This window comes from Jeotgalibaca porci, from assembly GCF_011299095.1.
Classification (GTDB): Bacteria; Bacillota; Bacilli; order Lactobacillales; family Aerococcaceae; genus Jeotgalibaca; species Jeotgalibaca porci.
Genome location: NZ_CP049889.1, coordinates 1,555,565 through 1,569,259, shown reverse-complemented (window position 1 = coordinate 1,569,259; position 13,695 = coordinate 1,555,565). Strand labels below are relative to the sequence as shown.

Genomic DNA, 13,695 nt, shown 5'->3' with positions numbered 1-13,695 from the left:
AGTTTCCTTTTTTGATTAAATAAGAAATCCCTGCAGAAATAGCACCGCGTGAGAGCCATGAAAAGGATGAAATGCGAATTAAGCCCCGTTCCACTTTAGTGGCTACGGGGCTTTTGAGGCTTTCAAGCTTGGAGACCTGGGCTCCAAGCGGTCCCATGGCTACTCACAAGCAGTGCGTATTTCGGAAGGGATTTCCTCCCGAAGCGAACTTCACCCCTATCCAAACCAATAAAATTCGCATTCTTCCCATCCACACAAAAAACCAAACAGGCACACGCCACTACTGCGCGTACCTGTTTGGTAGGAGGATGTTTCATATGCAGTTAATCTTCGGCTTGCCATTTTTCGACATCTTCATCTGTACCAAGAACGTAGTGAGTACCATCGATGAGATGTTGGCTGCCTGCGTTATAATCCAATCCGCTCGTTTCATAGTCATAAGACAATGCCACGCGTTTGCGTTCAACAATCGGGTTTGGATGTGGGATAGCGGAAATTAAAGATTTCGTATACGGGTGAATAGGATTGTTGAAGATTTCTTCAGTCGTGCCTGTTTCAATCATATGGCCCAAATGTAGAACCCCAATTCGATCAGAAATGTAGCGAACCATTGATAAATCATGCGCAATGAACAGATACGCAATATTCGTTTCCTCTTGAATCTCTTTCATCAAGTTCACGATTTGCGCTTGGATAGACACATCCAACGCACTGATTGCCTCATCCGCAATAATTAAATCCGGATTCATAATCAATGCCCGGGCAATACCCAAACGTTGACGCTGCCCACCTGAGAATTGACTTGGGAAACGACCTGCAAAATCACGGGACAAACCAACACGTTCCAAGATATCCATTACCTTTTGTGCTCGCTCGTTCTTCGTACCCGCCGTCCCTTGAATATCCAAGCCGTGTGCAACAATATCCATCACATTTTTACGCGGATTCAAGCTCGCCATCGGATCTTGGAAAATCATCTGCATCTTCGTACGCAACATACTGTTGGTCTCACTTTTTAATTTTCCCGAAATGTCCTGCCCGTTAAAGTTAATCGCGCCGTCCGTAATATCATGGAGACGAATGACAGAGCGGCCAATCGTTGACTTCCCGCTTCCTGATTCCCCTACCAATCCGTACGTTTCACCCGGATAAATGTCAAAGGAAATACCGTCCACAGCTTTCACCGTATAATTACGGTTGACCTTAAAATATTGCTTCAAATCTTTCACTTGTAACAGTGGTTCAACTTGTAATGCCATGCGCTACTTCCTCCTTTCCCTTCATCCGCTCGATACGTTCAACCAATTCTGCCGGCAACGTATACGCCGGACTATCTTCACTCAGCAACCACGTAGCGGCAAAATGAGAATCAGTCACTTTCATAAGATCCGGTTCTTTTTCTTTATCAATATGTAAAGCGTAAGCATTGCGGGGATAGAATGGATCGCCCGTCATTTCTTTAGCCATGTTCGGCGGATTGCCTGGAATTGAATAAAGTTTGCTCGTTTTCGTATCCAAGTCCGGCATCGCCAATAGCAAGCCCCATGTATAAGGGTGTTGCGGATTATAAAAGATTTCATCCGTCGTACCTTTTTCCACAATACGGCCGGCATACATCACATTTACATAATCCGCCACTTTCGCCACAACACCGAGGTCATGGGTAATATAAATAACGGAAATACCGGTTTTCCTTTGAATATCTTTAATCAATTCCAAAATCTTCGCTTGAATCGTTACATCCAACGCTGTCGTCGGTTCGTCACAAATCAGAACATCCGGGTCACAAGCAAGGGCAATCGCAATTACAATCCGTTGGCGCATTCCGCCTGACAAATGGTGCGGGTAGCTCTTCATCCGTTCTTCCGGATTCGTAATCCCAACCAGTTCCAACAAACGCACTGCTTTTTCATACGCTTCTTTCTTCGGCGTTTTGTAATGCGTCCGCATGCCTTCCATCACTTGATTTCCGATACTCATCGTTGGGTCCAAAGACGTCATCGGATCCTGGAAAATCATCGCAATACGTTTGCCGTTAATCGTCTTCCGCATTTGCTTTTTCGAAAATTCTAAAATGTTTTTAGTTACTTCTACTTCTTTATCCTGATAGGTGTAATTGATTTCACCTTTTTCAATCTGACCATTCTTACTTAAAATACCCATGATGGCCTTTACGGTCACAGACTTACCGCTCCCTGATTCGCCTACAATCGCGATTGTCTCCCCACGATACAAGTCCAAATCAATACCGCGGACAGCCTGTAACTTCCCGCCATGCGTCTTAAAGCTGATGGTTAAATCTCTTATTTCCAATACTTTCTCTCGTGCCATAGTTACACCTCTTTCAACGTTGGGTCTAACGCATCACGTAACCCATCTGCGAGCAAGTTAAAGCTCAACATCAAAATTCCCAACACCAATACGGGTGGAACAATCATATAAAAATGTGTCGTTAACGACTTAAAGTTTTCTGAAATCAATGAACCTAACGATGCCATGGGTACCGGGATACCAATTCCCACGAATGCCAGGAACGCTTCGGTAAAGATGGCACTCGGAATCGAGAACATCGACATAATCAACAATTGTGAGAAGATGTTCGGCAATACTTCTTTGAACATAATCTGCAGGTCATTCGCGCCCATTGTGCGGGCTGCCAAGACATACTCACTGCCCTTTAACTTGAGCATCGATGCCCGGGCAATCCGGCTCATGCCGATCCATCCCGTAATCGCGATAGCTAACGTAATACTCAACAGACCGGGTTTCAAAATGATGATTAATAATGTGACAACGACTAAACTCGGAATTCCGTTAATGATTTCCAACGTCCGTTGCATCACGTTATCTACTACACCACCGTAGTATCCTGAAACCATTCCGTACGTCATTCCGATGAGAACATCCACAATTACCGCTACTAATGCGATATACAAAGAGATACGCGTCCCCATCCATGTCCGGGTAAATAAATCTCGGCCCAGGACGTCCGTTCCAAACCAGTGATACACATCTTCTCCACCAGCAAGTGTTTCGTATTTATTGACAACAAGCTCGCCGGTAGATGTTTTCAACGTTTCTGAACCATCAAAAATGCCTAAATTTTCTAATACAGGAATGCGCGGCGCCATGCTCTCATGACCGGTAATTTGTTGGTCATATTCATATCCCGAAATCATCGGACCAAAAATAGCCAGCCCGGAGATGAGAATAATCATGAAAAAGCCGATGACAGAGCCTTTATTGCGTGCAACCCGCCCAAGCATTTGTTTCCACTGCGGGTCTTCTTTATAAATACTCTCTTCTATTAAAAGTTCTTTATCTTCCACAAATACTAATTTTTGTGTCATTTCTTTTGGGGTATGCAGTGTGTTATCCATTTACATTCTCCTTTGCCAAGCGAATCCGTGGGTCCAGGACGCCATATAAAATATCCACTACCAACATGATTGCCACATACATCGCGCTATAAACGAATGCCAACGTCAAAATAACGTTATAGTCATTCGATTGAATCGCCTGGATCATCAACTGACCGATGCCCGGTACGGAGAATATCTTCTCAACAACCAGACTTCCTGTCATCAAACTGACGACAAGCGGGCCTAGAATTGTGATGATCGAAATAGAGGCATTTCTCAAGGCATGTTTGAAAATGAGTTGGATCCCGGAAACACCTTTACTTTCAACCAGTTGCACATAATCGGAATTCAACACTTCAATCATTTCCGTCCGAGTGAAACGGGCTACCGTAGCAGTAACCGTCATGCTGAGGGCTAATGCCGGCAAGACGTAAGCGACAAAGCCGTGATCTTGATTAAAGAGCATCGGAAACAGTCCCAATTGGAACCCGAAATAGTACGAGAGGCCCAAAGCAAACACGTAAGATGGGATAGAAACCCCTACTACGGAAAAGAATGTGGCTGCTGTATCAAAAATTGTGTTGTGTTTCAGAGCAGCGAAGATTCCCAATACCAAACCTGTTATGGTTCCCAATGCAATCGACATCCCTCCTAAGAGGAGAGAAATCGGCAGACGGTTTTTCAATAACACTGAAACGGGGGTATTTTTCGAAATCGTATACGATTCTCCAAAGTCGCCGGTCAGCATATTTTTCACGTATCGGAAGAATTGGACGAAAACGGAATCGTTTAGCCCATACTTTTCGCGTAAAGCGATTTGTTGCTCAAACGACAATTTTTCATCGTTGAACGGTGAGCCCGGCATCCACTGCATGAGTACAAATAAAATGAGAACAATAACAAATAATGTGACAACTGATAAAACGATGCGTTTTCCTATATATTTTTTCATTGTGCGTTCCTTTCTATTAAAGTGAAAAAGGCGGAACGCGCAACGTGCCCGCTTCCGCCAGTCCTTTTCACTCTCAGAAATTTCTATTAATCGATTACTGCGTTTTTATATACGCGTGGAACACCCACCGTATGGAAGTCAACGCCAGATACGTTGCTCTTAATCATTACCGCGCTACCCTTTTGGTAAACAGGTAAGATGGCTGCATCGTCCAGAAGGATTCCTTCCGCTTCTTTCAATGCTTCCCAACGTGCTTCCACGTCGCTTGCAAGTTCACCTGTTTGTGCAGATTTAACAATTTCGTCGTAGCGTTCGTTTGACCAACTACCATTGTTGTTAGATGCGCCTGTCACCCATAAATCCAAGTAAGTCATCGGATCCGCGTAGTCAGGACCCCAACGTGTCAGACCCATATCGTAGTCTTTTTGTTGCATACGATCCAAACGTGTTTTCTTCGGCATTTGTTCGATTTCAACAGTCAAACCTTCCAGGTTCGCTTCGACTTGTGATTTAATCATTTGTGAAACGTTAATGGCACTTTCTGTGTCTTCAACTAAAAGGCTGAAGGTAAATTCTTCTGCGCCCAATTCTTCTTTTGCTTCTTTGAACAAAGCTGCTGCCGCATCTAGGTCTTGAGCCAAGTATGTATCTGCTGTTTCCCGGAAATCTTTTCCGTCCGGTCCATTTGCTAAACCTGTTGGGATTGCGAATTCAGCCGGGATTGAGCCGTCTTTCAATGCTGTGTTTACAATTGCTTCTCTGTCGATTGATTTGGCAACTGCTTGTCTTAATTTCGCGTTACCCAATCCTTCAACTTGCGTATTCACTGAGACATACCATAAGTAGCCATCTTGCACGTTAATGAATTCCGGATCAGCCTTGAACAAGTCCACTTGCTCCCCTGCTAAGGTTACAACGTCCAAGTCGCCGTTTTGGTAAGAAAGCATCGCTTGTTGCGAGTCTTTGATGACGAGAACGTTCATACCATCCAACGCAACATTTGCTGCATCGTAGTAATCTTCGTTTTTACTTAATTTAATACTTGTCGCAAGTGGTTCGTAAGATTCTAGCTTGAACGCACCGTTGGCAATCGTTGTTTCCGGAGATGTTCCATAGTTCGCGCCGACTTCAGTCATGAATTTCTCGTTCATCGGGAAGAAAGAAACAAAAGCCATTAAACTTTCAAAGTATGGGACTGGATGCGTCAGTTTCACTTCCAACGTTTTGTCATCTTTCGCCACTGCCCCTAATGTATCCGGAGCTTTGGATCCGTCCATGATGGCAGCTGCATTTTCTACACCAGCGATATCCATAATGTATGCATACTCGCTTCCTGTCTCAGGATCTACCAAACGTTGCCACGCGTAGACGAAGTCATGAGCCGTTACAGCATCTCCGTTCGTCCATTTTGCATCACGAATCGTGAAGGTATAAGTCAAACCATCTTCACTGACTTCTGTTTTTTCAGCCATACCAGGTGCGGCATTGCCTGCTGGATCAAGTTGGTAAAGACCTTCCATCATACTTGCAACAACTTGGAATGATGCACCGTCTGTTCCGATTTGTGGATCAAGAGATGCGACCTCTACGTCGAATTGGACATCAAGGATATTATCGCTCGCTTCCGTATTTCCGGAATTAGCGTTACTTGTGCTTTCTGTCGAATCCGTTGCGGTTCCCCCACACGCTGCCAATAATGTTGCAGCTGCTAAACTTGTTGCATATAATTTTAATTTTGCCTTCTTTGCCATCTTAATCCCTCCGAGTATCGTCCTAAACCATTAAATTAGAATTTTCTAATTATTAATTAATGAGATTATAACCTCAAGTGCTATGTATAGTCAAACACTTTTAAAGATAAGTCCGCATATTGAGTCAACGAATGCTGTTTTCGTGCGTTTTCTAGGAGGTATTATTTTTCATGATGAGGGTTATTTCCTCTTGTTATCGTTCGTAGATACGGCCATTATTTTCTCATTTTAGGGGAACGGATTCTAATAATGAGCGTTTATTAACTTTAGGGGTGATGAAGGAATGAGATTGTTCCATTTCGTTGTGAATCTTAATTTTGGGAACACTTGAGTGAGGGTGTGCACAACTATCTCTGAATTCTTGATAGTTGTACAGACTTTGCGAGATAGTCTGCACAACTTTGAGGATTTAGGTTGGAGTTGTACAGACTATTTTAATAACGGAGCCGCCCTCTTTCAATATTTAATAATTAATCTTTGGACAATCGATTAAGAGTTTGCTTAAATTAAGTGAATACAAATTTGGAGGCGGTTTTTTGGATAAAGCAACAGTAACAACCGAGAGTTTATTCGATTTAAAGAGTTTGGGACAGCCGGTTGCGCATGGCAATCGTATTTTTTATATTGAAACAATTCCGAATAAAGAGGAAAACGGTTATCATTCTTACATTTATAGTATCGACCGCACGACGAAAGAACGCCGCCGTTGGGGTGATGCTGGCACGAGCCAGGCATTACTGACTATTTCTCCAAATGGAAAATATTTGTCATACTTGGGAAATGCAAACAAAGATAAGAAGATGCAAGTGATGATTATGCCGCTAGATGGCGGGAGTGCTTACGCTTTGACGGAAGAAAAGAATGGTGTGTCCACTTACCGCTGGGCGGAAAATGGTGCGACAGTTTACTATCAGACATATGAGAAAAATGAAGAAGAAAAAGACAGCGATTTGAAAGAAAAGAAAATGCCGAACACGACTGAGATTGATAAGCTGACGTATAAGTTGGACGGCATGGGTATGCTACCAAAAGATTTGACGTATCAGATTAAAAAAATCGGCGTGGCGTCTCGTGATGTTGCCACGTTATTGGAAGACACGGAAAGCGTGCGATTAAACTATGTGGCCCATGACGAAAGTTATTTGCTCATTGCGGGTGAGTTGGACAGCGCGGATGAATGGAATTACGGCGGCACAGTTTACTATTATGATGTGGCTTCCAAGGAAAAACGGTCGTTAACCATTTCTGTTCCTAAAGGTAGTTTCTCGTTTGCAGCCATGTCCAAAAATGAAGATTACCTTCTATTAAACGGAAATGATTTCGAATATGCGTTTGTGACGTTGAGTCGTATTTACGGATACGATATGAAGACGCATGAATTAAAATGTTTAACGGCGGATTTGGATGCGGAAATCAGTGACGTGATGGTTGCCGACTTCCAGCAAAATGTTTATGGGTTGCCGATTGAGTGGTTAAACGAGACAGAGTTTCTCTTCCCTGCTACACAACACGGGAAAACGCAGTTGTACAAAGGAAATTGTGACGGCGAAACGAAATTGGTCTTTGATCAACGCGTGCATCTAACCGATGGCCACTTAATTGCGGGGAGTGAAACGTTGGCTGTGACGTATTCTACTTTGACGAAAACGTCAGAATTGGCAGTCCTTGATTTAGCTAGTGGTGAGCTGGATGTATTGTATCAGCCGAATGCTGCCTTTTTCAAAGAACACGCCGTTGTGGAGCCGGAAATGTTCTGGTACAAGGGCGCGGATGACTGGGATATTCAAGGTTGGTATGTGCCACCTGTTGCGGAAAAAGCGAATCATCCAGCCATTTTATATATCCACGGTGGCCCACAGGTGTGTTACGGGGAATCGTATTTCCACGAAATGCAAGTATTGGCGGCGCGTGGGTATGGCGTCATTATGTTGAACCCGCGTGGTGGAAATGGCTACGGTCAAGATTTTGTTGCATCCATCTTGGGTGATTATGGAAATAAAGATTTCGCGGACTTAATGCTCGGTACGGATTACGTGTTGGAACAACATCCGGAAATCGATAAAGACCGCGTTTATGTCATGGGTGGCAGCTACGGCGGCTTCATGACGAACTGGATTGTCGGACATACGGACCGCTTCCGGGCTGCGATTTCGCAACGCTCGATTTCGAACTGGATTAGTTTCTACGGAACGAGTGATGTCGGCGCGTTCTTTGTGGAATTCCAATTGAAACGTGATTTATCTGATGTGGATGGGTTGTGGCGGATGTCTCCTCTAGCGCATGCGGCACATGCGAAGACACCGATTTTGTTGATGCACAGCGAGCAAGATCTGCGTTGCCCGATGGAACAAGCAGAGCAATTTTACGTGGCAATGAAGAAACACGGGGTAGATACGAAATTGATTACCTTCCCGCAATCGAATCACGGCTTGTCCCGCGAAGGTTTACCAAACTTGCGTGTGAAACGTGCGGATGCGATTTTTGAGTGGTTGGAAAAATATTAAGAAGTTTTAGGGCCGGGGATTATTTCCTCGGTTTTTTATTATATTCGTTTTCATAAAGACGATTGTTTTCACAAAGTCATTTCGTTTAAAATAGCGCTATCATTGCTATTTGATACGGATATTGCGCACAAAACTTTGAAAACAAGTTGTTTTTTTTGCGAAATGTTGACAATTCGATAGAACAGGCTATAATGCAATCTAGTGTGTAAATCACAAGTATATCTTTAAGGAGCAATCAGAATTGGAAAAAGTTAAGACAGTTTTGTATACAGAAGTAACGGCTAATCCGGCACCACTTGGTTTAATGGGCTTTGGGATGACAACTATTTTGTTGAACATTCATAATGCAGGTTTCTTCCCGCTAGACGCTATGATTTTAGCAATGGGAATTTTCTTTGGTGGATTTGCTCAAGTCATTGCAGGTATCATGGAATTTAAAAAGAACAACACTTTTGGAACAACGGCATTCACATCATATGGTTTCTTCTGGCTATCGTTGGTTGCTTTGAACATTTTACCGTTGATGGGCTATGGTGAAGCTGCAGGCTCACTATCAATGGCTGCTTACTTGTTCATGTGGGGACTTTTTACATTATTCATGTTCATCGGAACGTTGCGTATTAGCAAAGCACTTCAAGTCGTGTTTGGCTCTTTAACTCTTCTATTCTTCTTGTTGGCGCTTGGAAACTTCACAGGCTCAACACTTATTTTGACAATCGCTGGCTATGAAGGAATTTTGTGTGGATTCTCTGCAATCTACGCGGCAATGGCACAAGTATTGAACGAACTTTACGGAAAATCTGTTATGCCGATTGGTGAAGTTAAATAGTTATTTTGAACCTGGTGCTTGGCACCGGGTTCTTTTTTTACGTATAGTTGTAAACCCTTCCACCTTTCGGGATAGAACGGTATAATAAAAGCATCTAATCAGATGAGGGGCTGAATAAATGAAGTATATGCAACTGGGAAATACTGGAATGAAAATCAGTGAATGTGCGTTAGGAACATGGGCGATCGGCGGCGACTGGGGACAGCGCGATGACAAGGAAGCGTTGCGTGCTATCGACGTTGCGATTGAATCAGGGGTTAACTTTTTCGATACGGCCGATGTGTACGGTTCAGGCCATAGTGAGGAGTTACTTGCTGAAGCGACTAAAGGCCGTGAGGAAAGCATTTATATCGCTACTAAATTTATACGGATGGGTGATATTACCGATCCTGCGAATTACAGTGAAGCACAAATTCGGACCTATCTCGAAAACAGCCTGAAACGGTTGAACCGCGAGCAGATTGATTTGTTCCAAGTCCACTGCGCACCGTTCAATATGTTGAAGGAAACGGACCTCTTCCCTATTCTTGATAAATTAAAGCAAGAAGGTAAAATCCGCGCGTACGGTGTGAGTGTGGAAACGGTTGACGAAGGTCTGTTTGTTTTAGATCAGACCAATGCGAGCGCCTTGCAAGTTATTTTCAACGTGTTGCGTCAAAAGCCGCAAGATGTTCTTTTTCCGAAAGCGAAAGAACAAAATGTCGGTATTCTGGCGCGTGTTCCGTTGGCGAGTGGTTTATTGACTGGGAAATACACAGCGGATACTACGTTCTCTTCTGATGATCACCGTCACTATAACCGTGACGGCCAGGCCTTTAACGTCGGGGAAACGTTTGGCGGTTTGCCTTTCCAAAAAGGTGTGGCGTTGGCAAATGAAGTGGCGTGGATTGCAGAAGAACGTGGGAATTTAGCGCGAGCTTCGTTGAAATGGATTTTAGAAAATGATGCTGTCACAAGTGTGATTCCTGGATTTAGGAATGTAAAACAAGTGCAGGATAACTTGGCTGCAGTGGATGAAAAAGGCTACAGTGCTGAGGAAATGGCGCGCCTGGAAGAATTTTATTGGACGAAAGTACATCAACATATTCGCGGTGCATACTAAGGGGAGGTTTTGAGGGTGGAAGTTCAGAATGAAGCAGAATTATTAGCGGGATTGGAACGACGAGAGGAAACACTGGTTGTTAAAGGGGAACTGCGGGAAACTGTGCGTAAGTTGTTAAAAACGAAATTGACGGATGAAGAGTTAATGGGTTTTGAATTAGGCTCAGCCGGAACAGGTGGTATTTTAGCAGAACTTATTTATTGGATTTCCGGGCTGTTAAGCAAACAACCCAAACTGCAAAAAGATATGGAATCTGCTATCCGTCAATACAATGCGAAGCTAGATGATGACAAAAATATCGTTTTGTATTTAAGACAGCTGGATTACTAGTAAAGTGCTAACTTAGATTGGTTTTTCCGTTTGAATGAGCACTTTTACGCCCCAACAAAAAAGTGTGTACAACTTTTCGCTTTTTAGCGGAAGTTGTGCACACTTTTGGTAAAAGTCTGTACAACTTTGAGGGATTCCTCAATTGTTGTACAGACTATTTTTATTTGGGATAGTTTAGGCCAAATCCTGCGCGGTAGTAATTTCCGCTTGCATCGCAGTAGGCGTAGCTACCACCTTTTACTTTCGCCAATATTTCTGGCGCAATGTATGGGTCCTTATCGTATCCCGGCACATCGTTTGGGGAAACGCAGACTTCACGTATTTCGCCCGCGATTTCTTGTTCATGAACGGCAATCACTTCCAGAGATGAAACCATAGTCAGACTCATCTTACCGGTTGGATTATACGCCCCCACCAACACATCCATCTGAGCGCGAATCGCATTGTGTAGCGCAACTTTGCTCGTCGTATATTGGAAAGTTAAGGCATCCACGAACGGTTCCAACTTGTCCAACAACCATGGATTAGTAACCACACACGTCGCAATCACTTTACCGCCATTTTGACGAACGATTTCACTTATCTCTTTAATTTCCGCTACTTCCTTCAACGTGGTAATAGAGACTTTTTTGCCAGATCTTTTCTGACTCTTGTTCACTTCACGTTCGTCGAACAGTCCATTATCCACCATTTCGATTACCGGCGTTGCGAATTGATTAAATACCATCCCGTTCGAAATCGGCCAAACGTGGAAATAGGCATAGTCGGTCTCTTCGGGATTTTCAACAATAGTAAAGCCCTGCTCCTGGAACAATGAAACGATGAAGGCATGTAATTTCTCTTCTTCATCTTTCGGCTCATGTTTCTTCCCTCTTGCCGCAGCCATGAACGAAGCCCCGGTATCAATTCCTTTAAAGCATTTTATATACACAGATTTTTTAGCAATTAAAGGTAGAGCCTCCGCCTCATTCTTCGCCAACACAACTGCTTTTTGGTTCGCAAGATAAGCCTCTTTTTTGGCCGAATCGAGATTCTCTTCTCGCACTTGGTTGGCATAATCCGGATCCAAATAAGGATTGTCGACTCGTTTCGTTTTGAATAAACTCAAGAGACGATTATAGCTGGCGCGGTCCAGGTCTGATTTCTGCAGATACCCTTCTTCCACGGCCCTCACAATATTTTCAGGATCTGCATTTCCTCCAACAACATCTGTCCCCGCTGCAATCGCTTTGGCATAACGCTCGGGAACTGAAAGATTTTCTACTCCATAAACTTGAACAGTTGTAATACCCGAATCCGAGTTCACATACCCGCCGAAGCCCATCTCGTCACGTGCCAAATTCACCAACAGTTCTTTACTATAAGCCGTCCCCACTTCTTCTTTGGCTCCCGATTTACCGCGATACGTTTGCGGCACACTGCGGCTGTCATTTGAAATACGGGAATAGTTCGGCATGATTGCAGAAGCTTTCATATCAAATGCAGCCTGGAATGGTGCCAGATGGTACTTTTCCAACGAACCTTCCGTTGGGTAAAGGCGGTATTGGCCAATTGGCATGTGCGACTCAAAGCCGTTTTCAGACGGTCCATCTCCCGGGAAATGTTTCACCGTCAAAACAACTGATTCTTCATTTAAACCTTCAGTTCCATTTTGATACCCTCTTACCAATTCCGAAACAATCCCGGCCGCGATATCACTGCGCTCGCCATATGTTCCACTATTTCGCGGCCAACGCGGATCCGTCGCGATATCAACTTGTGGGCCGTACATAATATTCTGACCCGCTGCTTTCATCATCTTGCGGTCAACACGAGCCATTTCGTAAACGAGTTCAAAATTCTCATCCCCCATCACCGCCGCCCCAATTCCCAATGAATCAGGGTAACCGATATTAATCGGATTTGTGTGCAAAGAATACGGGATTGCCACACCACCGTTGCACGCTTCATATTCCAACATCTGCGTGCCAGCATTATGATAGAGCGCGCTCATCGCTGCTTCGATATCCATCTCGCCACGGTAGACACCGCCTGTTATTTTCCGCTCCAACACGTCTTTATCATCTACTGCCATAGAAACGCCCGGCAGCGGTGATGCCGGAAGCTCTGCAGATGGGTCATGCTTTTTATATATTTTATCAAATTGCAATTCGTTATTTTCATTCATTGCTGCATCGCGACTTGGGGCAACTGGTGAATTCCACAGCGTATTCAATACCAAACCGGCCTGCTGATCCAAGCGCATATGGCGGACCATATCTTTCGCACGCGTTTCATCATCGAGACGCCAATCTTTATAAGGCGCCATTTTCCGTGAATTATCCATATCTTTGAAATACAAACCGTCTTGAACAAGAACACCACACGTTGTTACACCAATCGTCGGACCATTTTCATTTTCGAAAAATACAGGTTCCAAATACTGCCCATTGATACTTTCGCCTTCTTCTAGTTGATACGGCGCTTCGATGTAGCCATTTTTAAGCGACTTATCAAAATCCAGTGCTTTCTTTACCATTCTATTCCCTCCCGATTTAAATTTAACTTTAGCATCACCACGAAAAGAAAGGGCTTACAAAGACGGTTATTGGAGTGAAAACTGCTTATTTAAATAAAGTAAGCAGCTTTCTCCAAATCTTCTTTTTTTAAGAGAATACGGTATTCATAAAGGGTATCTGTTTTCATCCCGGTAGTGCCGGCATAGGACCGGTTAGCGCCGAGACGGGTATTGGTTTTCACTTTGTAAGGAATGTGCTCTTTTTGCAGTGCCGCTATTACAGCATTCATCTCTTCCATTTTGTAAAGTGTTCGAAATTCGCGCCAATCCCAAAACATACAACCACTCCTTCAAATGAATAGCTTTTT

11 protein-coding genes are annotated in these 13,695 nt (G+C 43.8%); 4 read left to right on the top strand and 7 right to left on the bottom strand.

What is annotated here, in order from left to right; translation table 11 throughout:
- Positions 1-323 precede the first annotated feature (323 nt).
- The 5 genes from G7058_RS08035 to G7058_RS08015 form a co-directional block, all read right to left on the bottom strand.
- Complete coding sequence (locus G7058_RS08035; protein WP_166063040.1) at positions 324-1,259, bottom strand: ABC transporter ATP-binding protein; 936 nt, start codon at positions 1,257-1,259, stop codon at positions 324-326.
- A complete protein-coding gene (locus G7058_RS08030) occupies positions 1,243-2,331 on the bottom strand; it encodes an ABC transporter ATP-binding protein (RefSeq protein ID WP_166063039.1) in 1,089 nt (362 codons plus the stop codon). Before G7058_RS08030 ends, G7058_RS08035 begins: the two co-directional genes overlap by 17 nt.
- A gap of 2 nt (positions 2,332-2,333) precedes the next feature.
- Positions 2,334-3,380 (bottom strand): ABC transporter permease, encoded by a 1,047-nt coding sequence (locus G7058_RS08025; protein WP_166063038.1) that lies wholly within the window; start codon positions 3,378-3,380, stop codon positions 2,334-2,336.
- Positions 3,373-4,314 (bottom strand): ABC transporter permease, encoded by a 942-nt coding sequence (locus G7058_RS08020; RefSeq protein ID WP_166063037.1) that lies wholly within the window; start codon positions 4,312-4,314, stop codon positions 3,373-3,375. Before G7058_RS08020 ends, G7058_RS08025 begins: the two co-directional genes overlap by 8 nt.
- A gap of 86 nt (positions 4,315-4,400) precedes the next feature.
- The gene (locus G7058_RS08015; RefSeq protein WP_166063036.1) at positions 4,401-6,065 is read right to left on the bottom strand and encodes a peptide ABC transporter substrate-binding protein; all 1,665 of its coding nucleotides are present in this window, start codon (positions 6,063-6,065) and stop codon (positions 4,401-4,403) included.
- Positions 6,066-6,601: 536 nt separating this feature from the next.
- Between G7058_RS08015 and G7058_RS08010 the strand changes: the two genes are divergently transcribed.
- The 4 genes from G7058_RS08010 (at position 6,602) to G7058_RS07995 (ending at position 10,830) form a co-directional block, all read left to right on the top strand.
- Positions 6,602-8,569 (top strand): S9 family peptidase, encoded by a 1,968-nt coding sequence (locus G7058_RS08010; protein ID WP_166063035.1) that lies wholly within the window; start codon positions 6,602-6,604, stop codon positions 8,567-8,569.
- 241 nt (positions 8,570-8,810) lie between these two features.
- Positions 8,811-9,398 (top strand): acetate uptake transporter, encoded by a 588-nt coding sequence (locus G7058_RS08005; protein ID WP_166063034.1) that lies wholly within the window; start codon positions 8,811-8,813, stop codon positions 9,396-9,398.
- A gap of 118 nt (positions 9,399-9,516) precedes the next feature.
- Positions 9,517-10,500: an aldo/keto reductase gene (locus G7058_RS08000; protein ID WP_166063033.1), complete on the top strand. Its 984-nt coding sequence runs from the start codon at positions 9,517-9,519 to the stop codon at positions 10,498-10,500.
- 15 nt (positions 10,501-10,515) lie between these two features.
- Positions 10,516-10,830, top strand: coding sequence for a hypothetical protein (locus G7058_RS07995; RefSeq protein WP_166063032.1), 315 nt, complete (start codon positions 10,516-10,518; stop codon positions 10,828-10,830).
- A gap of 160 nt (positions 10,831-10,990) precedes the next feature.
- Here G7058_RS07995 and G7058_RS07990 read toward each other — a convergent pair whose 3' ends face one another.
- Both G7058_RS07990 and G7058_RS07985 read right to left on the bottom strand, forming a co-directional pair.
- Positions 10,991-13,348, bottom strand: a complete 2,358-nt coding sequence (locus G7058_RS07990) for a glycoside hydrolase family 3 protein (protein WP_166063031.1) — start codon at positions 13,346-13,348, stop codon at positions 10,991-10,993.
- An 89-nt stretch (positions 13,349-13,437) separates the two neighbouring features.
- Positions 13,438-13,665 (bottom strand): hypothetical protein, encoded by a 228-nt coding sequence (locus tag G7058_RS07985; protein WP_166063030.1) that lies wholly within the window; start codon positions 13,663-13,665, stop codon positions 13,438-13,440.
- Between the last annotated feature and the right edge of the window lie 30 nt (positions 13,666-13,695).